This is a genomic window from Xanthomonas sp. CFBP 8151 (assembly GCF_011761885.1).
Lineage (GTDB): Bacteria > Pseudomonadota > Gammaproteobacteria > Xanthomonadales > Xanthomonadaceae > Xanthomonas > Xanthomonas arboricola_B.
Genome location: NZ_JAASQZ010000001.1, coordinates 706,482 through 727,585, shown reverse-complemented (window position 1 = coordinate 727,585; position 21,104 = coordinate 706,482). Strand labels below are relative to the sequence as shown.

Below are 21,104 nucleotides of genomic sequence, written 5' to 3'. Positions count from 1 at the left end.
CTTCCTTGGAGGAGCGAGCCCAGCGCTTCACGCCACGTCAGCCGACCGATGAGTGCCCGCGACTGCTTCCCGGCCACCAGCTCTGGCTGGTAGATGACCTGGATGCCGGTCTGCGTGCTGAAGCGGCTCAGCGCCCCCGCCAGGTCCCGCGCCGGAATGTTGAACTCGGCGGACACGTCCGTCGCAGGCGTGGATTGGGCGGCCGCCGTGTACGCCGGCAAGCCCGCCGCGATGGCGACGGCCAGCGTTGCGCGCACGAGCGATTGGCTGCAGCGGCCGAGCCGGGTTCCACTACGCATGTCGTGTCCTCTTCCCCTTGTAGCGCTCGGCGGAGTTGCCTGTGTGCGCCCCTAAAGGAAGATTGATGACGGTCGAGGCGAACCCCGAACGTTGCAGGGTGATGTCGCTCCTGTGTCCGGCCTATTGCGGCCGGAGCACGATGTCCTGGCCGCTGTCGTCCACCTGCACGGGTAGGATCAGCCCGACCGCGACGGCGAGGGAGGCGCTGTCGCCGGCCTTGAAATCGCCGCTCAGCGGGGTATCAGCCAGCATCGGGTCGCCCAGCCTGAGCTTGCGGGCCGAATAGCGGTTGGCCTCGGTCACCACTTGGCTCAGCGGGGCGCTGCGGAAGCGCAGCCAGCCGTCCACCCAGCCGTTCGCCTGCTCCAGGTCGACGGGCTGCACCACGATGCCGGCATTGGCCGTCAGCGTGGCCCGCTCGTTGGGCAGCAGGGCGTGGCGCTCCTGCCCGTGCGCCACCTCCACCTTGCCCTCCAGCAGGGTGACGGCGCTCGCGTCGGGATCGCGGCGCACCTGGAAGCGCGTGCCGATGGCGGTCACCGTGCTGCCGCCCAGGTGCACCACGAACGGCCGACCTGCGTCGCGGGCCACCTCGAACTGCGCCTCACCGCGCAGCAGCTCGACGTCGCGCTGCCGGCGGCTGTAGCGCACGTCCACCGACGAGTCCGTGTTGAGCACGACCTCGGTGCCGTCGGCCAGGGTCTCGGTACGGCGTTCGCCGAATTCGGTGGCGTAGGTCACCGGCTCCAGCGCCGTGACCCACAGGAAGAAGAAGGCACCACCGAACAGCGGGCCGATCGTCGCCGCGGCGGCCAGCGGCCAGCCCATCCACCGCCGTCGGCGCAGCGACGCCCGATCTCGCTGGGTCAGCGCCTGCAGGCGGGGCCGGTCGCGCAGCTCGCCGGTGCGATCCCATAGGCGCTGCATCTTGTCGTACTCGGCCGCATGGCGCGGATCGGCCGCCAGCCACGCCTCGCGCTGCCGGCGCTGCTGCGGTGATTCGGCGCGGCGCCGGGAGAAGTACTCGGCGGCCTGGTCGGCGATGCGGCGGGTTTCCTGGTCCATGTCCATGCCTAGAACTCCCAATCGCCCACCGCCTCGCGGCAGGCCAGCAGTGCGCGCTGGATATGCTTCTCGACCATCCTCTGCGAGATCCCCATCTCCTCGGCCACCTGCGGCTGCGAGAGGCCTCCGAATCTGTTGAGCACGAAGGCGATGCGACACTTGGGGGGTAGATCCGCGATGGTCTGTTCGAGCAACAGGTCGATCACCTGGCGCGCGTTCGCGATCTCCTCGACGGCCGGCTGGCTCTCCGAGATCTGTCCGGCGTCCTCCAGCGATAGGTGGCGGCCGGCCTGGCGACGCTTTTGCGCACGCAGGAACTCGAGGATCAGGTTGTTGGCGATCTGGAAGAGCATCAGCCGGTGATCCTCGATCTCCGGCGCGTCGCGGTAGGTCATCATCCGCGAGAAGGTTTCCTGCGTCAGGTCGGCAGCGGTCTCGCGGTCGCCGAGCCGTCTGTGCATGAAGGCGAGCAGCTCGTCGCGGTGCCGGGACACGGCGGCGTCGAAGTCGGCGCGTTGCGTGTCCTCCTCGTCGCGTGGCCTTTGTTCGTCGGATCCGGTGCGCTGCAGTGGGGTCATGCCGGGTGCGGTTCGCGTGCCGGACGGCGCGGCGCCCGGGCCCGTTGCAGGCCCGTCCACGGCGTACGGCAGCACGATGCCGTCAGCATTCACCAGCCTTTCCTCGCAGGCAAGCGCGGCGGCCCTCGGGGGCGGCAGCGACGGGCGGTGGATCGTGGCGACGGGTCAAGGCGAGCTCCGGACGAACGACGGGACAGAGTCGCGGTCGCGCGGCCCCTATAGAGGCTTGATGACGGGGAAGGCGAACCCCGTATGTCCGCCGGCGCGCGGCCGGTGGAATCGGGGGTCTGCGGCGTCCCGATTCTTCGTGGCGCCGGTTGGCGATCGCGACTGAACTAGTGCCTTCGACCCACCGGACTCCAGGCATGGCCGCTTTCAGGCTCCCCCTCGCCGCCCTGGCAACCCCGCACGGCCGCCGCACCGGGCGGCCGCACGCCATCGCGACCGGGCGCCCATGAGCTGGGCCACCGTCCGCCGCTACGGCTCGCGCCTGCTCGTGGCGCTGCTGCTGTTGGTGGCGGTGCTGGTGCTGGCCGTCGCCGTCAACGTGGTCGGCATCCGCATCGCCGGCGGCATCGACGGCTGGGAGCGCTGGATGGACGCGCACGCCAACGTCTTCCTGGTCTGGCGGCTGCTGCTGTACGGCGGCACGGCCTGGGGCTGGATCTGGATGCGCCGCCGCGTGCGCGCGCGGGAGCCGGAAGGCGCCGGGATGCAGCGGCTGGTGCGTCTGGAAGTCGCGGCGGTGGCCGCGCTGCTGGTACTGGAAATCAGCCTGCTGGCGCAGGCCGGGTGATGCGGAGTCCGCGATGACGCTCTATACGACCGACTATCTGGAGTATTACCTGACGCTGGTCTCGTGGATCGTCCACAACGGGGTGTGGGCGGTGCTCGTCGCGAGCGGCGTGTTTGCCATCCCGTTCCTCGCCATCGTGATCCAGGAATGGCTGAAGGCCCGCGCGGAAGGCGCGGACGAGGGCAACAAGGGCCTGCTGTCGGCGGCCCGCATCGAGAACCGCGTGTTCGTGGCTATCGTCGTCATCATGTTCGCGGGCATTCCCTTCATCGACGTGGATTTCAGCACGCTCCAGTTCGACCGTTCCCGATCCACGCAGTGCCAGGTGAACGTGCCGGAGCCCTCGGAGACGGGCTGGTCGCAATCCTTCAGCACGATCAACAACCAGTCGGCAAAGGTGCCGGTCTGGTGGTTCTTCATACACGCGATCTCCCGGGCGATTACCGGCGCCTCGGTGGCGGCGATCCCTTGCGGCACCGACCTCCGGCAGATGCGGATGGACGTGGACGCCACGCGCATCGACGACCCCGTATTGGCCCAGGAGGTCGCGGACTTCAGCCAGAACTGCTACGGGCCCGCCCGGGCACGGCTGTTCATGTCACGGCCGGATCTGGACGAGGAACAGATGCACGACGTGACGTGGATCGGTTCGCGCTACTTCGTCGACACGCCGGGCTTCTATGACACCTACCGCGCCAGGACTCCGCGTGAAGGCTGGCCCTATGACGCCACCCGCGATGCCGGCCTGGCCGAAGTCCCCCGCGGCGCCGGCTATCCGACCTGCCGGCAGTGGTGGGCCGACGGCAACGGTTTGCGCGCGCGGCTGCTGGACCAGGTGGATCCCGGGCTGCTGACGCGCCTCGGCGGCTGGGCCGGCTTCCTGAGCCAGGACCAGGTGAACGACTCGGTGATCCGCGCGATCGCCTCGCCGCGGCAGCAGAAGTTGAACCAGGGTTCCGTCTACACGGACTACGGCGGCCAGATCGAGATGACGTTGCCCAATGTCATAACGCGCGCCGCCGGCGACGTGGGGCTGGCCGTGGGAGCGCTGGGCTATTTCCCGGCGATGGACGTGATGCGCCAGGCGCTGCCGATGGTGCTGGCGATGCTCAAGATGGCCTTGGTGATCTGCATCCCGCTCGTGTTGATGATCGGCACCTACGACCTGAAGACCCTGGTGACCTTGAGCGTGGTGCAGTTCGCGATGTTCTTCATCGACTTCTGGTTCCAGTTGGCGCGCTGGATCGACTCGACGATTCTCGATGCGTTGTACGGATGGGGATTCGGCTGGAATCGGCCGCACACCAACTTCGACCCGCTGATCGGGTTGAACAACACGTTCGGGGATATGCTCTTGAACTTCGTCATGGCGACGATGTTCGTGGTGTTGCCCAGCTTCTGGCTGGCCGGGTTGAGCTGGGTCGGCATTCGTGCGGGCTACGCGCTTCAAGGCATGTCGGAGGGCACCAAGGGCGCGACGCAAGCCGGCGGCAAGGGCGCCGGCGTTGTTTCATCTAAGCTGAAGTGACGCCGCCGCTGGCGGGCTCAGTCGTCGTCCTTGTACAGCTCGTGCGAATGGTCGTTGTAGAGGTTCGGGTCGTAGCCGGGGGTATTGCGGAGTTCGTCGAGCGTGGTGAAGGAGTAGTCGTCTCCATCGTCCGGCGCCCCATTCCCGGCCACCCAGGCCGCGACAACCGCGAACACCAGCAGCAGCGCCAGCCAGAACGCGGCGTACAGCAGCACGCCCAGCACGGCCAGCTTCACGACCCACAGCAAGGCCGTCGCTGCGCCCGCGGGCACGCCGTGCGCCATCAGCCAGCCGGCCACCTGCCGCTCGCGACGCACGTAACCGCGCCACATCCCGCCGAGCCGGCGGCCCAGGCGTTCTGCAGTGCTGATGCGGTTCTTCGTGTTCATCGTCGTTCACCTGCTACATGTGTTGGACGGCTATTCCAGTTTGCTCCAATCCTGCCGGCTTGCGGCCACCAATGCGTTCCAGTCGTCGGGCGGATTTCCACGCCCCAGCATCTTCTCGAACACCGCATACGGGTCGGACTTGCTGCCCGACGAGCGCAGCGTCTGCTCGTCGTTGACCCAGGCGTAGACGATCACCTTCGCCTTGGAGTCGTAGCGGAAAAACAGCCGGAACCGTCTCCCGATCTTGGCGCGCCGCCAGTGGCGGTGGGCCGGTCCCAGGGTGTTGCCCTGGCGGTACTCGTCCCGGGCCGGATCGCCCGGCACGGTCTCCAGCATCAGCTGGCTCAAGGTCCGGAACAGCTTGACGTTGGCGTTCGACGCGAAGCCTTCCGGATCGTTCTGCTCGGCGCGCTGCGCGGCGGCGTACAGCTTCTGCAACTGCTCGATCACGCAGGCGTGGAACAGCAGCGTCCAGCCATGCCGCTGCATCAGAGCGCCACTTCGCCGTCGATCTCCTCATCCAGATTCGCGCCGTGGCCCGCCTGCTCCAGGATGGCGCGGGCCAGGTCTTCCGGCAGCCCGCGGACATTCCGACCCGCCTCGATATCGCGCGCCAGCAGGCCCAGGAAGGCGCCGATGGCAGGATCTTCGTGCCCGGCCTCGGCGCGCGTGACCACGATCTGGCCGTCCTCGCGCAGTTCGAAGTCCACCTTGCCGCCGGCATCGACGCCCAGCGCCTGCCGGATCGGCTTGGGCAGGGTGATCTGCCCCTTGGAGGTGATGGTGGCCTGTTCGCGGATGGTCGGCATGGTCGGGCTCCTGTTTCAACGGCTGCATGGTAAGGAAATTTCCTTACCATGTCAATCCGGCTGCCGGGCGCCTCGGGCCGGCAACTGGCCCAGCCAAGATGCCGGGCCGTCCGATATCGCTTTGATCAGGGCATCCGGCCCGCCGTGGCTCTATACGCAAAGGGTCACAAAGGCCAAAGGGCTGGCAAGGGGCAAGGGAACGGGGGGCAAGGGGAAAGGCCCTACCCGAAAAGGCCAAAAGGCGCTCCTGCCAGCCCGTCATCCGGGATACGCCATGCTTTCGCTGTTCCAGCGCAAAAGGGGGGCGCCAACCGCTGGCGCACAGCCCGCTCCCTCAACCGCGATGCCCACCGGGCTGACGCGGCCGCAGTCGTCCGCGTCGCTGTTGGCCACCCCGCGCAGGCAGCGCCTGCTGGAACACATCTGGCAGCGGACCTCTCTGTCGCGCAAGCAGTTCGCCACCCTGTACCTCGCGCCGCTGGAACGCTACGCCGAGCTGGTGCAGCAGTTTCCCGCCTCGGAAAGCCACCATCACGCATACCCCGGGGGCATGCTCGACCATGGCCTGGAAATCGTGGCCTACGCGCTCAAGCTGCGCCAGGCGCACCTGCTGCCCGTGGGCACGCCGCCCGAGGACCAGGCCGCCCAGGCCGAGGTCTGGACGGCTGCCGGGGCCTACGCCGCGCTGCTGCACGACATCGGCAAGATCGCCGTCGACCTGCACGTCGAGCTGGCGGACGGCACGACCTGGCACCCCCCTGGCATGGGCCGCTTCAGAGGCCGTATCGCTTCCGCTACCGGGAGGATCGGGAATACCGGCTGCACGGCGCCGCCACCGGGCTGCTGTACCACCGGCTGCTCGACCGGGACATTCTCGACTGGCTCAGCGGATACCCCAAGCCGTGGGCGTCCCTGCTCTATGTGCTGGCCGGGCAGTACGAGCATGCGGGCGTGCTGGGCGAACTCGTCGTCCAGGCCGATCGGGCCTCGGTGGCGCAGGAGATGGGCGGCGACCCGAGCCGCGCGATGCAGGCGCCCAAGCACGCGCTGCAGCGCAAGCTGCTGGACGGCCTGCGCTACCTGCTCAAGGAAGAACTGAAGCTCAACCAGGCCGGTCCGGCGGACGGCTGGCTGACGGATGCGCTATGGCTCGTCTCCAAGACGGTCTCGGACAAGCTCAGGGCGCATCTGCTGTCGCAGGGCATCGACGGCATCCCGGCCAACAACACGACCCTGTTCAACGTGATGCAGGACCACGGCCTGCTGCAGCCCACCCCGGACGGCAAGGCCATCTGGAAAGCGACGGTCACCAGCGATTCGGGCTGGTCGCACACCTTCACGCTGCTGCGCCTGGTGCCCACGCTGATCTGGAACGCCGACGAGATGCCCGAGGCGTTTGCCGGCACCGTCGTCATCGAGCCGTCGTCCGAGACCGGGGAAGCCGGCGCAGCCGACGCTCCCGCCGTCGCGATGGCGGTATCTCCTTCTGCCACGCCGGCGGAGCCGGACGCCGCCGCGCCAGCCGAACGCAGCGGTCCCCGTGGCGCAGCCGATCATGCGGATGCGGTGGATGAGCTGCTGTCGATGCTCGCAACACCCGAACCGCCTTCCGCCGCCGCGAAGCCCGCGTCGGCTCCCTCGGCGCAGGTCGAGGATTCGCGCCCCGATACCCCCGGCCACGGGCCGGAACGCGAGCCGGTGCAGGAGCCTCCTTCGCTCCAGGCACCGCCATCCGGGGAACATTTCCTGGCCTGGCTCAAGCATGGCCTGCAGTCACGCAAGCTGATCCTCAACGACGCGAAGGCACTGGTGCATACGGTGGACGACACGGTGTATCTGGTGAGCCCCGGCGTGTTCCAGCGCTACGCCCAGGAACATCCGCGCGTCGCGGTCCTCGCCAGGCAGGACGACGTGGCCGACTGGCAGTGGGTGCAGAAGCGCTTCGAGAAGATGCAGCTCCATCGCAAGCAACGCAGCGGCCTGAACATCTGGATCTGCGAAGTGACGGGGCCGCGCAAGTCCAGGAAGCTGCACGGTTACTTGCTCCTGCACCCTCAACAACTGTTTGACGAGGTGCCGCCAAACAATCCGTATCTGTCGCTCAAGTCCTCTGCATGATGGGCCATCAGGCGCATCCGCCCGCGTGCCGTCGATTCATGAGCTTTGCTCAAGACAGGATGTGGGCTCCGGGGGTTAATGCGAACTCCCGCCGTACGTATCATGAGGCGATGGGCTTTCTCCGGATCGCCAACGGATTTGGCAAAAGAATCCGGCGAGGGCCTTTAGGTTGCCGCTCCACCTACCCGGTAGTGATGCATGCGCCACCCGCTTTGACCAAGGAGCCATCTCGATGAATCGATCGCACAGGGGTATCACGACGCTGGGCGCCGCCCTCATTGCCTGCATGGGAACGGGTGAGGCCCTCGGCCAGGGGCGGCCTTCGGCCGCCTACGTCGACGTGACGACGACGCACGTGCCGCAGGCCCCCGACCTGCACGCCGTGGACGCGGTGATGATCGACGTCGACCGCGACGGCGACCTGGACGTGGTGGTCGCCGTCGAGCATGGCGCCAACGTGCTCTACCTCAACGATGGCACGGGCCGGCTGACGTGGATCCCCGGCGTGTTCGGCGATAGGGCCAACGACAACGAACACGTGCGCGCGGCCGACTTCAACGGCGACGGCATCATGGACGTGATCTTCATCGCCGAGGCCGACGAGGTGCACAACCTGTTCTTCGGCGACGGCAAGGGTGGCTTCGTCGCCATGAACGAGCGCCTGCCCAGCGGCAGCCAGGGCAACGGACTGGCGGTGGGCGATGTGAACGGCGACGGCCTGCCGGACATCGTGGTCGGCAACACCCCCGAGGACAAGCCCGGCCCGGCCCGCAACTTCCTCTGGCTCAACGACAGGGAGCGCCCGGGTCACTTCATCGACGTCACCGCCACCCACCTGCCGGCCAGCGAGGACCACACCCAGGGCATCGCGCTGGCCGACATCGACGGCGACGGCGACCTGGACATGGTGGTCGCCAACCAGTCTCCGCCCAACCGGCTGCTGCTCAACGACGGCCAGGGCCGGTTCACCGACGCCAGCGACCGCCTCGACCTGCCGGTGCCGCTGGAAACCCGCGAAGTGCACGTGTTCGACGCCAACGGCGACGGCCACCCGGACATCGTGTTCTTCAACCTCACCAGCAACAACCACGGCTGGGACAAGGACCCGCAGACGCGCCTGCTGATCAACGACGGCCATGGGAGATTCAAGGACCAGACCGCCGAACGGCTGCCCGTGCACCGCTTCTCCAGCTGGGGCGGGACGGTCATCGACTTCAACCAAGACGGCGCGCCCGACCTGCTGGTCAGCGCGATCCAGGTGCCGGGCTTCGTCCCCTTGCAGGTGCGCGCCTGGCAGAACGATGGCCATGGCAATTTCACCGACGTCACCCTGCAGGCAATGCCCAGCGCCACCGTGGGCCGCAGCTGGAGCATGGCCCAGGGCGACCTGGACGGCGACGGCAAGCCGGACGTGTTCATCGGCGGCTGGCGCTCGCAGGCTCGGCTGCTGCTGACCGACAAGGCGCTGGCAGGGCCGCAGCGGCCGGCGGCGTCGCCGCGACCGCCTGCCGCAACCGCGGAGTGACGCAGGCGCAGCGTTACGGCAAGCCGGGAGCGCCTTCGTCCGCGGCCTGCGGCGACCGGCAAGACCCCATCGCGACCGAATGCTCCTGCGAGGGGAGCCCGAAGAAGCGATTACACTTCGACGCCCCAAAGGAGAGCGCATATGGCGGCAATTCGCCTCGCAGGCATTTCAGGCAGCATCCGCGCAGCGTCCTTCTGTACGGCCGTGCTTCGCGGAATCCAGCACTCCCTGGACAAGGGCATCGTTCTCGACATACATCCGCTGGACGACGTGCCTCTCTACAACCAGGATGTGGACGCCGACGCGCCGCCGGCCAGCGTCCTGGCCCTGAGGAATGCCATTGCCGAGGCCGAGGGCGTGATCATCTGCTCACCGGAATACAACTACGGCATGAGCGGGGTGCTGAAGAACGCCCTGGACTGGGCGTCCCGTCCGTATGGCCAGGCCGCGCTGCTCGGAAAACCCGTGCTGATCATGAGCGCCTCGCCCGCCTTCACCGGCGGCGTGCGCGCCCAGGCCCAACTCATCGAAACGCTGAGCTCGACGATGTCGCGCCTGGCAAGATGCCCGCAGATCGTCATCGGAGAGGTCCACAAGAAGATCCATGACGGCCGGCTGACCGACGAGGCGACGCTGAAGTTCGCGCTGGGCGCCATCCGGGATTTCGCAAGAGAGATCGGCTAAGCGCGGGAGCGGGTCCTGGGCACCCGAATCCCGGGCAACCCGGCTCCCGTCGCTGCACATTGCCCGGCGCCGCACCAAGCGCGGTGCCGGGCAAGCGACCATCACGCGACAGGACGGCAGGCCCGTCCCGCGCCGGGTGACATCGACGACCGGAGCGAGCAACCGGCCGACCAGGGCTACTCCAGCACCCGTCGCTGCCAGAGATCGGTCAGCGCCACCTCCTCCAGTCCCAACCACTGCGCCAGCACCTCGCCAGTGTGCTGCCCCAGGGTCGGCGGCGCCTGCCGGTACTGCACGGGCGAGGCCGACAGACGGATCGGGTTGGCCACCAGCGGCACCTGGCCTGCCACCGCGTGCGGCAGCTCCACGCGCATTCCCCGGGCCTGGACCTGGGGATCGGCGAAGACCCGGTCCAGCGTGTTGACCGGGCCGCAGGGAACCCCGGCCGCTTCCATCGCCTCGAGCCAGGCGGACGTGGTCCGGGCGACGGTAGCCATGCACAGCAGCGCGATCAGTTCGTGGCGATGCAGGACCCGCTGCGGGTTGCTGGCGAAACGCGGGTCCAACGCCCATTCCGGATGCCCGAGCAAGTCGCACAACTTCGTGAACTGGACGTCGTTGCCCACGGTGATGACGATGTAGCCGTCGGCGGTGGGGAGTTCCTGGTAGGGCACGATGTTGGGATGGGCATTGCCCATGCGCTCGGGCACCTGCCCGCCGACGAGGTAGTTGGACGCCTGGTTGGCGAGGCTGGCGACCTGCACGTCGAGCAGCGCCAGGTCGATGTGCTGGCCCTCGCCGCTGCGCTGGCGGTGCGCAAGCGCGGCGAGGATCGCCACGGCGGCGTACATGCCGGTCATCACGTCGGTCAGCGCCACCCCCACCTTGACCGGACCGCCGCCGGGCGCGTCGTCCGGCTTGCCGGTCAGGCTCATCAACCCGCCCATGGCCTGGATCATGAAGTCGTAGCCGGCGCGGTGGGCGTATGGCCCGTCCTGGCCGAAGCCGGTGATGGAGCAGTAGATCAGGCGCGGGTTGGCCGCGCGCAGCGTGGCCTGGTCCAGGCCGTAGCGCGCCAGCCCACCGACCTTGAAGTTCTCGATCAGCACGTCGGCCTCGCCGGCCAGCGCTCGCAGCAGCGCCTGCCCATCCGGTTGGCTCATGTCCACCGCGATCGAGCGCTTGTTGCGGTTGGCGCTGAGGTAGTAGGCGGACTGCGCGGCACCGGCCTCGGCGTCCCCGGCACCGGCCAGCCAGGGCGGACCCCAGGCGCGGGTGTCGTCGCCGCGGCCAGGCCGCTCCACCTTCACCACGTCGGCGCCGAGATCGGCCAGCAGTTGGCCGGCCCACGGGCCGGCCAGCACCCGCGACAGGTCGAGCACGCGCAGCCCATCCAGGGCCCCGGGGGCGACCGCGGTCGGAGCCGAGGTCACGAGAACGCGGCGATGCCGGTGATCGCACGCCCCAGGATCAGGGCATGGACGTCGTGGGTGCCCTCGTAGGTGTTGACCACCTCCAGGTTCACCAGGTGGCGCGCGACGCCGTACTCGTCGCTGATGCCGTTGCCGCCCAGCATGTCGCGCGCGGCGCGGGCGATGTCCAGTGCCTTGCCGCAGGAGTTGCGCTTCATCATCGAGGTCAGGTCCACCGACGCGATGCCCTCGTCGCGCATCCGCCCCAGCCGCAGGCAGCCCTGCAGGCCCAGCGTGATCTCGGTGGCCATGTCGGCCAGTTTCTTCTGGATCAACTGGTTGGCGGCCAGCGGCCGGCCGAACTGCTTGCGGTCCAGCACGTACTGGCGCGCACGCTGGTAGCAATCCTCCGCCGCCCCCAGCGCGCCCCAGGCGATGCCGTAGCGCGCCGAATTGAGACAGGTGAACGGGCCTTTCAGGCCGCGCACCTCGGGGAAGGCGTTCTCTTCCGGACAGAACACCTCGTCCATGACGATCTCGCCGGTGATCGAGGCGCGCAGACCCACCTTGCCGTGGATCGCCGGCGCGCTCAGCCCCTTCCAGTCCTTGTCCAGCACGAAGCCGCGGATGCTGCCCTCGTCGTCCTTGGCCCAGACCACGAACACGTCGGCGATCGGACTGTTGGTGATCCAGGTCTTGCTTCCGGACAGCCGATAGCCCCCGTCCACGCGGCGGGCCCGCGTCACCATGCTGCCCGGGTCGGAGCCGTGGTTGGGCTCGGTCAGGCCGAAGCAGCCGATCCATTCGCCGGTCGCCAGCCTGGGCAGGTACTTCTGCTTGGTCTCTTCATTGCCGAAGGCGTGGATCGGCACCATCACCAGCGAACTCTGCACGCTCATCATCGAGCGGTAGCCCGAGTCCACCCGCTCCACCTCGCGCGCGATCAGGCCGTAGTCCACGTAGCCCAGGCCGGCGCCGCCGTAGGCTTCGGGGATGGTCGCGCCGAGCAGGCCCAGTTCGCCCATCTCGCGGAAGATCGCCACGTCGGTGTGCTCGTTGCGGAAGGCCTCCAGCACGCGTGGGGCGAGCCGCTCCTGGCAGTAGTCGCGCGCGGACTCGGCCACGGCCCGTTCCTCGTCGCCGAGCTGGCGCGACAGCAGCAGTGGATCATCCCAGTGGAAAACGGGCTTGGTGTGCGAAACACTCATACATGGACCCCGGAACATTTGGATAGCACATCATCCACGCGGATGAAATCCAGGCGCAAACGATATATTCTCAGTCACCTGTTCCAATTACTCACTTGAAGGTATGCGACGCAAGCTTCCCTCCACCGCCGCGCTGGCCATGTTCGAAGCGGCGGCGCGGCACCAGAGCTTCACCAAGGCGGCCGAGGAAATGGCGGTGACGCAGAGCGCGGTCTGCCGGCAGATCGGCGCGCTGGAGGCCTTCCTCGGCGTGAAACTGTTCCGGCGCGGCACGCGCGGGGTGACGGCGACCGAGGCCGGGGCCGCCTATGGCCGGCAGATCGCCGCGCGCCTGGACGAGGTCGAGCGCGACACCCTGAACCTGATGAGCACCGGCGGCCAGGGCGGCGCGCTCGAACTGGGCGTGGTGCCCACGTTCGCCACCCGATGGCTGCTGCCGCGGCTGGCTGACTTCAATGCCCGCCATCCGGGCGTGACGGTGCACCTGAACGCCCGTACGCGGCCCTTCATGTTCGACGAGTCACCGATGGATGCCGCCATCGCGGCAGGCGAGAGCCCTTGGCCGGGCACCCGCGGCATGTTCCTCATGTGCGAGCAGGTGGTCCCGGTCGCGAGTCCCGGCTATCTGCAGAGCCGCCGGCGCGAGTCCGGCGAGGCGGACTGGTCCCGCTGTACGCTACTGCAGCAGAGCACCCGCCCCTACGTGTGGCGACACTGGTTCGACAGCTGCGGCATGCGCCTGGACGGCGACATGTCTGGCCCGCGTTTCGAGTTGTTCTCGATGCTGATCGAGGCCGCTCAGCTCGGCATGGGCGTGGCGCTGGTGCCACGCATCCTGGTCGAGCAGGAACTGGCGCAGCGCACCCTCTCGCTGGCATCCGGGCATGCGGCGCCCAGCGATCGCGGCTATTACCTGATCTGGCCGGAACGCAAGAGTGGCAACGCCGCGCTGGACGTGTTCAGCCAATGGCTACGCGCCGAAGCGGAGGAATCCCCCTGACGCAGTGCCGCGCCAAGGCGCCGCGCTCGAGCGCCGGGAGCCAGGCGTTGCAAGATGCAGCCGCGCGGATTATTTGCTTACTAATTTACTTTATGCACAATCCGGAGCACAATGAACGTTAATCTGGCGACAAGGCCCCTCCGCGCATGAGAAGCCATGCTCTCGCTGTCCCTGCCGAGCAGGATGCGCCTCTGGTCGAGCAGGCTTATCACGCCCTGCGCCGCGCTCTGATCCATTGCGAGTACGAGCCCGGGCAGCGCCTGCGCGTGGAGGAACTGCAGCGGCGGCTGGGCTTCAGCAGTAGCCCGCTGCGCGAAGCACTGAACCGATTGGTACGCGACGGTCTGGTCAGGACCTTGGAACACCGCGGCTTCCGCGTCGCACCGATCACGGTGGAGGCGGTGGCCGACCTGACGCGCGTGCGCCTGCTGCTGGAAACCGAGGCCCTTCGCGAGTCCATCCGCCAGGGCGATGATCGCTGGGAAGCCTCGCTTGTGGCCGCCTTCCACCACCTGTCGCTGATCGAGACGCGTATGGGAACCCAGCCCATGCTGCTGAACACCGAGTGGTCGCGGTCGCACCGCACCTTCCACCTGACCACCTACGCGGCCAGCAGCTCGCCGCTGCTGCGCGAGATGGTCGAGGACCTGTTCGACCAGGCCGAACGCTTCCGCTGGTTCTCGTCGAGCTTCCGCAAGGCCGAGCGCTCCAAGCACGACGAACACAAGAATCTGTTCGACGCGATCCTGGCCCGGGAAGCGGACAAGGCCGCCAGCTTGCTGGAACAGCACGTGCGCCGGACCGAACGCAACGTTATCGACAGCCTGCTCGCGCTGCAGCAGCAGACCCTCACGGCGCAGTAGGTCGGCACGGTACGGTCCGCGGCCGCATTCGAGCGCAAAGCCCACACGCCGACCCTCACCTCGTGCGGCGGGGTGCTGCACCCGTCCCGCCGCCTCTTTACTGCGAGGCGACGCTGTCCTGGGCCTGGGCGACAATGTCGTCGAGCGGCAACCGCACCTCGCCCCGCCGGATTGGCACGCAATGGTCGGGGAACTCCTGCACGAACTCCACGCCCTGGTCGCGCGCCCAGCCCAGGAAATCGGCCAGGTGGTTCATCGGCCCCTCGGGCTGGTGGCCGCTGGGCCGGTCGTGCAGCACCATCAGCGTCCACGGACGGACCAGCACGTCGCGCCTGGCCTGTGCGAGCCAGCTGTCGGGCGAGGGCACATCGACCTTGCGGTCCAGTGGCACGCTGTCCCACAGCACGACCGTCCCGGCGTGCGTGCGCAGGTAGACGACCGCCTCGGGATTGAGCAGATGCGGGCCGAGCCTGCCCTTGCCGTTGGGCCGGAACAGGCGATCCGGATGGGCCAGGTCGCCAAGCAGCGCCTCCATCTCGCCGATCTCTCGCTGCGCCGCGCCGGCGACATGCTGCAGCCCCAGCGGCTCGCCGTGGCTCAGGGTGTGATTGCCGAGCCAGTGCCCGGCCTCGTGCGCGCGCCGGGCCAGCCGGGCGCCGTCCGGCGTGCGCAGCCGGCTGCCGACCAGGAAGAAGGTCGCCTTGACCCCGAAGCGGTCCAGTACCGAAAGCACGTGGTCGGTGATGCCCGGCGTGGGGCCGTTGTCGAACGTCAGGGTCAGTCGGGTCATGGCCATCTCGTCGGCGACTCAGGAGGTTGAGAGTAGATCGAACGCCGTAGCGGGACCGTTGCGGGCGAACTACTCCCAGCCTCTCAAATCAGCGCCGGATACGATCCTCCGTCCAGGTGCACGTTCTGGCCGGAGACGAAGCCGGCCAGGTCGCTGCACAGGAAGGCGCACATGGCGCCGAACTCGCGCGGCTGCCCCAGGCGCCGCGCCGCGATGCTCTCGACCTGGCGGCGGCGCGCCTCCTCGTAGCTGATGGAGTCGCGCGCCATCGCCACCTTGGCCATCTGCTCCTGCCGCGCGGTGTCGAAGCGTTCCGGCAGCAGGTTGTTGATCGTCACGTTGTCGCGCGCCACTTCCAGCGACAGCCCCTTCATCGCCGCGGTCAGGCCGGCGCGGGCGCCGGAGGACAGCGTCATGTGCGGCCGCGGCGTGGTGACCATCGCCGAGGTCACGTTGACGATACGGCCGAAGCGGCGTTCGCGCATGCCCGGCAGCACCGCGCGCACCAGTTGCAGCGGGGCGACCATGTTGGCCTCCAGCGCGGCCAGCCAGGCATCGCGCTCGAGCTGCTGGAACGCGGCCGGCGACGGCCCGGCGTTGTTGTTGACCAGGATGTCCGGCTGCGGGCAAGCCGCCAGCAACGCATCGCGGCCCTGCTCGGTGGTGACGTCGGCGACGATGCCGTGGACCTCCACGCCAAGGCTGGCGCGCAGGTCGGCGACCGCGGCGTCCAGGCGCTCCTGGTCGCGTCCGTTGACGAACACGCGCACGCCTTCGCGCGCAAGCGCCTCGGCGCAGGCGCGGCCCAATCCCTGCGTCGATGCGCAGACCAGGGCCGTACGGCCGGCAATCCCTAGATCCATTCTGTTGTTCCTTGTCCCGACGGGGTTGAATGCGGCACGATGGCCACGCTGAATGCGCGCACCCGCCGCTGGCGGATCAAGCGCCGGCGACGGCGGCGGCGACCGGCTGGCGGCGCTCGCCAGATGCCGCGACCGCCTCCTCGCGCACGGTGTTGACCAGGGTGCCGACACCCGAAATCTCCACCTCGACCCGGTCGCCGGGCTTCATCCACAACGGCGGCGTCCGCGCCGCGCCGATACCGCCCGGGGTGCCGGTGACGATGACGTCGCCCGCCCGCAGCGGCGTGAAGGTCGAGCAATAGGCGATCAACCGCGGAATGGTGAAGATGAGCTGGTCCAGCGTGCCGGACTGCACCACCTGACCGTTCAGGCGGGTCTGGATGGACAGCGACTCCAGGTCGGGCACCTCGTCGGGCGTCACCAGCCAGGGGCCGAAGGCGCCGGTGGCCGGCCAGTTCTTGCCTGCATGGAACTGGGTCGTATGGCGCTGGAAGTCGCGGATGCTGCCGTCGTTGTAGCAGCTGTAGCCGGCGATCACCGACAGCGCGTCGGCCTCGGCCACGCGCCGGCAGTCGCGGCCGATCACCACAGCCAGTTCGCCCTCGTAGTCGAACATGGTCGACTCCGGCGGCAGCAGCATCGCGCCCAGGTGCCCGACCTGGCTCGACGGATAGCGCGCGAACACCGTGGGATGGCCGGTGGGCTCGCGCCGGGTCTCGGCCCGGTGTTCCTCGTAGTTCAGGCCGATGCACAGCACTTGGCCCGGATCGGGCACCACAGGCGCGAGCACGACCGCGTCGGCGGCGTAGTCGGCGACCACTCCGGCCCGCAGCAGATCGCGCGCCGCCGCCAGCGCACCGGTCTCCAGTGCCGCGCGCAGCGTCGGACAGCCGGGCAGGCGTCTGCCCACATCGACGACGCCACGCTCGGTCCACAGCCCCCATGAGGAGCGCCCTTCAATGCCGAAGCTGATCAATCGCACATGTGTCTCCTTGTCGGTACTTTCGGCCGTGCGGCGCCGTGCAGCGCCGCCGCGCCGGTCTTCGCGGCGCGCTGCAGCGTCTGCCCACGGGCCCGGTCAAGCGTGGGCCGCCTCGCGGTAGCGCGCGCGCAACCGGTTGTTGGGCGCCCGCTCGCCGTCGATCCAACGTTTCAGGTCTTCGTCGGCATGCTCGCGCTGCGAGGCCATGATCTCGTCGATGTCGGGCGGATCGACGGTGAACTCCAGCTCCAGCCCGTCCTCCATCTTGGTGTAAAGCGAGCGGCAGTAGCCATGGTCGATTTCCCGGAACGGCACGCTGGCGCTCTTCATCCGCAGCCGGAGGTCCTCGTAGCGCTCGGCCCCCACGCGCAGCGCGAGATGGTCGAAGCGCTCGATCACCGCACGCTGCGCCGGCTGGCAGCGCTCGAACACCGACGGATCGTCAAACTCGAAGAAGGCCAGCGCACCGCCATCGTCGAGCCCGTAGAACGTATGGCAGAAACTGTGCTCCTCGTCGATCTCCCTGAGCCGCGAGCGCTCGATCCAGGTGGCGATCAGCGGAAAGCCCAGCACGCCCTCCATGAACTGGCGCACCTTGGCCTGGTCGCGCACCACCGAACCGTAATGATGCAGCCGGGTCGGAACATCGTTGACAGCATTGGCGTTACCCATCGTCGTCCTCCTCTTGTCCTTTCCTGGAACCCCGCCGGGGCAGGGGGGATGCGGTTCCCTGCAGGACCGCACGCCGGCCGCGTTGTCGCGGTTCCATTCGAGGCTGGTTTGATTTTATGCACAAAATATTGTTTTGCGCAACGAAACTATCCGCTCCATCCCATTACCGCCTTCAGCTCCAGATGCGACTCCAACCCGTGGACGCCGCCTTCACGGCCGTTGCCGGAGCGCTTGTAGCCGCCGAACGGCGCCGCCGGGTCGGGGCCGGCGCCATTGAGATACACCCGCCCGGCGCGCAGCCGGCCGGCGATGCGCCGGCATGCGTCCGATTCCGGTCCGTAAACCCACGCAGCCAGCCCGTATTCGGTGTCGTTGGCGATCTCGATCGCTTCCTCTACCTCCTCGTAGGTCAGGATGCTCAGCACCGGCCCGAAGATCTCCTCGCGCGCGATCCGCATCCAGGGCTCGACGTCCGCGAACACCGTCGGCCGGACAAACAGGCCCCGCGCCAGGCCGTCGGGCCGGCCCGGACCGCCGGCCACCAGCCGCGCGCCCTGCTCGATTCCGGAGCCGATCAGTGCCTGCACCTTGTCGAACTGCGCGGCGCTGGCCAGCGGACCCATCTCGGCCGTCGGGTCGCGCGGATCGCCGACGACGATGGCATCGGCGGTGGCGGCGGCGATCTCGGCCGCGCGCGCGGCCTGCGCGCGATGCACCAGCAGACGGGTCGGCGCCTGGCAGGACTGGCCGCTGCCGACGTAGGCGCGGCGCACGCTCGCCGGCACCACCGCCTCCAGGTCCACGCCGGGAAGCAGCAGGTTGGGCGACTTGCCGCCCAGCTCCAGCAGCACGCGCTTGACCGACTCGGCGGCGGCCTTGCCGATGGCCACGCCGGCGCGGGTGGAGCCGGTGAAGTTGATCATGTCCACCTCCGGGTGTTCGACCAGCGCCGTCCCGGTGAGCGCGCCGTCGCCATTGAGCAGATTGACCACGCCCGGCGGCACGCCGGCCTCGTGCAGGGCCTCGGCCAGGACCAGTGCACTGAACGGCGCCACCTCGCTCGGCTTGGCCACCACGGTGCATCCGGCCGCCAGCGCCGCGGCCAGCTTGCCGGCCAGCGACACCAGCGGCACGTTCCAAGGCACGATCAGCGCGCACACTCCGATCGCCTCGCGTACCAGCAGCGTGCTGCCCTGCGGCTGCTCGAACGCATAGCCGCGCACGAGACCGGCCATTTCCTCGAAGCGCTGGGCCGCGCCCAGCACATGGAAGCTGCGCGCGAATGCGAGCGGCGCGCCCATCTCGGCGCTGACGCAGGCCGCCGCCTCATCGGCGCGCTGGCGCAAGGCCGCGCCGATCCGCTCCAGCAACAAGGCGCGCTGCTCGACCGGGGTCCGCGAAAAGGACGCGAACGCCCGCCTGGCGGCCTGTACCGCAAGATCGACCTCCGCGGCCGTGGCGCATGCGACCTCCCCGATCGGCGTCTCGCTGGCCGGATCCAGGACCGACACGACCTGGCCGCCGCGCGCGGGCTGCCACTGCCCGTCGATGTAGAACTGATGCGCGCTTTGCATGTTGCACTCTCCTGTGTTCCCCGCTGCGGCGGTCATGGCGCTCGCTCCGCCGCGGGCGGATCGCCGCGCCGCGCGCCCTGCAACACGAACAGCAGCACCGCCGGGCGCTGCCCGGGGTTGCGCCAGGCGTGGCGCCCGCCGTGCATCACCACGATCTCGTGCTGTTTCAGCGGGATCTGCTGGCCGCCGTCGAGCTCCAGCACGATCTCGCCCTCCAGCAGCACGTCGTAGTCGACCGAGTCGGTGGTATGCATGCCCGGGCAGTCGGGCTCGAAGGTCTCGGCGAACCCGGGCAGCTTGGCGGCAAGCTCCTGGCCGTAGGCGGCCGCATCGAAGTCGGCGCGCGTGAGCGTGGAATCGGGCGGGAGGGTGACCACGAGCAGGCGGCTCTGCCCGTGCGCGGGCAGCACGCCATCGGTGCGGGTGGTGTCCGCCGGCTCGCCGCGCCCGACGGCGGGAAGCGCGGGGGCGGACCACAGCAGCGAGACATGGAATCCCGGCGCGGCATCGAAGGTGACACTGCGGGGCGGATCGCCATCGGCGAAAACCCGGCTGGTCCCGTCATGGTCCGTGCCGGCCACGATGCGTCTGAGTTTCATAGGCACTCCGAATTCTGTTGTGGTGCCGCACCCGCTGAGAGCGCGGCGCGGCCATCCGCGCACGCAGACGCGGCTCACGGATACCGCCGCGGGGCGGGGCGGCGTACCGCGGCACGGCGATCAGATCCTGACCACGATGTTCTCGAAGCCGCCGCCGGAACGGTGCGAGGCCGCCTCGACCGCGTCGTTCACCTGCTCCAGCGCGAACACCTTGTGCTCGAACGCCGACAGGTCCAGCGCGCCCGACTCCGCCAGCGCGGTCATCTCCTGGGCTTCGGCGCTGGTGAACCAGCACGAGCCCATGAACGCGATCTGCCAGTTCATCAGGTGGATCGGGAAGATGTTCATCGTCTTGTCCATGCCGCCGATCACCACCAGGCGCCCACCCTTGCCCAGCGACATCAGCGCATCCAGCATCGCCTGCGATTCGGCGCCCGCGGCCAGGCAGTCGACCACGGCATCGATGCCCTTGCCGCCGTTGATCGCCATCACGCGTTCGGGCACGTTCCCTTCGGTGGCATTGACGATCTCGATCCGGTCCGGCGCCAATGCCTTCACCCGCTCCAGCAGCGCCTGGGTCCTGGCCACGGCGATGATTCTCGGCACGCCCATTGCCAGCGCGATCAACGCCGTGCCCACGCCGAGCGTGCCGGTCCCGCCGTTGATCAGCAGCGTCGTCCCGGGCCCGACCCGGGCCTTGCGCAACGCGCCGTAACAGGTGCCCAGATAACCCCAGCGCGCGCCGTCCTCGTCGCTGACGTTGTCCGGCAGCGTCACCATCGCATCCACCGGCGCGATCATGTAGTCAGCGAATCCGCCCCACGGATAGCGCGCGTAAATCTCGTTCGAGCGCTTGCTCAGGCCGAAGTAGCCAGCCATGGTCTGGTCCAGGCAAAGCGTTTTCCTGCCGGCCGCGCAGTGGTCGCACTCATCGCACGAGCGCAGCGGATTGACGTACACGCGCTGGCCGACCTGCAGCCCTCCCGGTGCCACATCCGGCCCCAGCGCCTCCACCACCCCTACCGGATCCAGCCCGAAGATGGCCGGCAATGGCGGCAGGGGCAGGAACGGAAACCATTCCGGATAGTGGTACGTCACGTTGCGCAGGTTCGGCACGACCCCGCAGGAACGCACGCGCACCAGCACGTCGTCGCCCTGCGGCCCCGGCACCTCTACCTCATCCAGACGAAATGGCGTGGCCACTTCGTGCAATCTCGCTGCTCGCATCTTCATTCTTTGATCCCTCCCACAGAATTGACGAATGATCTCGACCGTACTTTGATAACTGACTTGATCCTGCGAGCAGCCGCATCGTTGCTGCATCGCACCCAGCATCCCGGCGCCCCAGC

At 68.6% G+C, this 21,104-nt stretch carries 20 protein-coding genes and 1 pseudogene; 7 read left to right on the top strand and 14 right to left on the bottom strand.

Annotated elements, in window-relative coordinates:
* Positions 1 to 420: 420 nt before the first annotated feature.
* Both FHT08_RS03120 and FHT08_RS03115 read right to left on the bottom strand, forming a co-directional pair.
* Positions 421 to 1,371: a FecR domain-containing protein gene (locus tag FHT08_RS03120; RefSeq protein ID WP_166774272.1), complete on the bottom strand. Its 951-nt coding sequence runs from the start codon at positions 1,369 to 1,371 to the stop codon at positions 421 to 423.
* 2 nt (positions 1,372 to 1,373) lie between these two features.
* Positions 1,374 to 2,036 carry a sigma-70 family RNA polymerase sigma factor gene (locus FHT08_RS03115; RefSeq protein ID WP_166774271.1) on the bottom strand — a complete coding sequence of 221 codons (663 nt, stop codon included), beginning with the start codon at positions 2,034 to 2,036 and terminating at the stop codon, positions 1,374 to 1,376.
* A 361-nt stretch (positions 2,037 to 2,397) separates the two neighbouring features.
* Here FHT08_RS03115 and FHT08_RS03110 point away from each other — a divergent pair, with 361 nt between their 5' ends.
* Both FHT08_RS03110 and FHT08_RS03105 read left to right on the top strand, forming a co-directional pair.
* A complete protein-coding gene (locus FHT08_RS03110; protein ID WP_166774270.1) occupies positions 2,398 to 2,739 on the top strand; it encodes a hypothetical protein in 342 nt (113 codons plus the stop codon).
* A 13-nt stretch (positions 2,740 to 2,752) separates the two neighbouring features.
* Positions 2,753 to 4,267 carry a conjugal transfer protein TraG N-terminal domain-containing protein gene (locus FHT08_RS03105; protein ID WP_166774269.1) on the top strand — a complete coding sequence of 505 codons (1,515 nt, stop codon included), beginning with the start codon at positions 2,753 to 2,755 and terminating at the stop codon, positions 4,265 to 4,267.
* Between the two features lie 17 nt (positions 4,268 to 4,284).
* Here FHT08_RS03105 and FHT08_RS03100 read toward each other — a convergent pair whose 3' ends face one another.
* From FHT08_RS03100 to FHT08_RS03090, 3 genes are read right to left on the bottom strand one after another with little or no spacing between them, the layout of a single operon-like run.
* A complete protein-coding gene (locus tag FHT08_RS03100; protein ID WP_166774268.1) occupies positions 4,285 to 4,656 on the bottom strand; it encodes a DUF3742 family protein in 372 nt (123 codons plus the stop codon).
* 30 nt (positions 4,657 to 4,686) lie between these two features.
* Positions 4,687 to 5,145: a type II toxin-antitoxin system YhaV family toxin gene (locus FHT08_RS03095; protein ID WP_166774267.1), complete on the bottom strand. Its 459-nt coding sequence runs from the start codon at positions 5,143 to 5,145 to the stop codon at positions 4,687 to 4,689.
* Complete coding sequence (locus FHT08_RS03090) at positions 5,145 to 5,465, bottom strand: type II toxin-antitoxin system PrlF family antitoxin (RefSeq protein ID WP_166774266.1); 321 nt, start codon at positions 5,463 to 5,465, stop codon at positions 5,145 to 5,147. The genes FHT08_RS03095 and FHT08_RS03090 overlap by 1 nt, the downstream gene beginning before the upstream one ends.
* 274 nt (positions 5,466 to 5,739) lie before the next feature.
* Here FHT08_RS03090 and mobH point away from each other — a divergent pair.
* The 3 genes and pseudogenes from mobH (at position 5,740) to FHT08_RS03075 (ending at position 9,792) form a co-directional block, all read left to right on the top strand.
* Positions 5,740 to 7,583, top strand: a pseudogene (gene mobH, locus FHT08_RS03085) (MobH family relaxase).
* 355 nt (positions 7,584 to 7,938) lie between these two features.
* Positions 7,939 to 9,108 carry a VCBS repeat-containing protein gene (locus tag FHT08_RS03080; RefSeq protein WP_208408824.1) on the top strand — a complete coding sequence of 390 codons (1,170 nt, stop codon included), beginning with the start codon at positions 7,939 to 7,941 and terminating at the stop codon, positions 9,106 to 9,108.
* 141 nt (positions 9,109 to 9,249) lie between these two features.
* Entirely contained in the window at positions 9,250 to 9,792 is a 543-nt protein-coding gene (locus tag FHT08_RS03075) for an NAD(P)H-dependent oxidoreductase (RefSeq protein WP_166774264.1), read from the top strand.
* A 176-nt stretch (positions 9,793 to 9,968) separates the two neighbouring features.
* Here FHT08_RS03075 and FHT08_RS03070 read toward each other — a convergent pair whose 3' ends face one another.
* Together FHT08_RS03070 and FHT08_RS03065 are read right to left on the bottom strand one after the other, a co-directional pair.
* The gene (locus FHT08_RS03070) at positions 9,969 to 11,225 is read right to left on the bottom strand and encodes a CaiB/BaiF CoA-transferase family protein (protein WP_166774263.1); all 1,257 of its coding nucleotides are present in this window, start codon (positions 11,223 to 11,225) and stop codon (positions 9,969 to 9,971) included.
* Entirely contained in the window at positions 11,222 to 12,412 is a 1,191-nt protein-coding gene (locus FHT08_RS03065) for an acyl-CoA dehydrogenase (RefSeq protein WP_166774262.1), read from the bottom strand. Before FHT08_RS03065 ends, FHT08_RS03070 begins: the two co-directional genes overlap by 4 nt.
* Before the next feature lie 103 nt (positions 12,413 to 12,515).
* On the opposite strand from FHT08_RS03065, the gene FHT08_RS03060 reads away from it, so the two are divergent.
* Together FHT08_RS03060 and FHT08_RS03055 are read left to right on the top strand one after the other, a co-directional pair.
* Positions 12,516 to 13,412, top strand: a complete 897-nt coding sequence (locus tag FHT08_RS03060) for a LysR family transcriptional regulator (RefSeq protein ID WP_166774261.1) — start codon at positions 12,516 to 12,518, stop codon at positions 13,410 to 13,412.
* 146 nt (positions 13,413 to 13,558) lie between these two features.
* On the top strand, positions 13,559 to 14,275 hold the full coding sequence (locus FHT08_RS03055) for a GntR family transcriptional regulator (protein ID WP_166774260.1): 717 nt from the start codon (positions 13,559 to 13,561) through the stop codon (positions 14,273 to 14,275).
* A gap of 97 nt (positions 14,276 to 14,372) precedes the next feature.
* Here the strand turns inward: FHT08_RS03055 and FHT08_RS03050 are convergent, their stop codons facing one another.
* The 7 genes from FHT08_RS03050 to FHT08_RS03020 form a co-directional block, all read right to left on the bottom strand.
* A complete protein-coding gene (locus FHT08_RS03050; RefSeq protein ID WP_166774259.1) occupies positions 14,373 to 15,065 on the bottom strand; it encodes a polysaccharide deacetylase family protein in 693 nt (230 codons plus the stop codon).
* 83 nt (positions 15,066 to 15,148) lie between these two features.
* A complete protein-coding gene (locus FHT08_RS03045; RefSeq protein WP_166774258.1) occupies positions 15,149 to 15,928 on the bottom strand; it encodes an SDR family oxidoreductase in 780 nt (259 codons plus the stop codon).
* A 76-nt stretch (positions 15,929 to 16,004) separates the two neighbouring features.
* A complete protein-coding gene (locus FHT08_RS03040; protein WP_166774257.1) occupies positions 16,005 to 16,910 on the bottom strand; it encodes a fumarylacetoacetate hydrolase family protein in 906 nt (301 codons plus the stop codon).
* A 96-nt stretch (positions 16,911 to 17,006) separates the two neighbouring features.
* Positions 17,007 to 17,582 (bottom strand): VOC family protein, encoded by a 576-nt coding sequence (locus FHT08_RS03035; RefSeq protein ID WP_166774256.1) that lies wholly within the window; start codon positions 17,580 to 17,582, stop codon positions 17,007 to 17,009.
* 146 nt (positions 17,583 to 17,728) lie between these two features.
* Positions 17,729 to 19,192, bottom strand: coding sequence for an aldehyde dehydrogenase family protein (locus FHT08_RS03030; protein ID WP_208408823.1), 1,464 nt, complete (start codon positions 19,190 to 19,192; stop codon positions 17,729 to 17,731).
* Positions 19,189 to 19,755 carry a cupin domain-containing protein gene (locus tag FHT08_RS03025; RefSeq protein WP_166774255.1) on the bottom strand — a complete coding sequence of 189 codons (567 nt, stop codon included), beginning with the start codon at positions 19,753 to 19,755 and terminating at the stop codon, positions 19,189 to 19,191. Before FHT08_RS03025 ends, FHT08_RS03030 begins: the two co-directional genes overlap by 4 nt.
* Positions 19,756 to 19,875: 120 nt before the next feature.
* The gene (locus FHT08_RS03020) at positions 19,876 to 21,090 is read right to left on the bottom strand and encodes an alcohol dehydrogenase catalytic domain-containing protein (RefSeq protein WP_208408822.1); all 1,215 of its coding nucleotides are present in this window, start codon (positions 21,088 to 21,090) and stop codon (positions 19,876 to 19,878) included.
* Positions 21,091 to 21,104 lie beyond the last annotated feature (14 nt).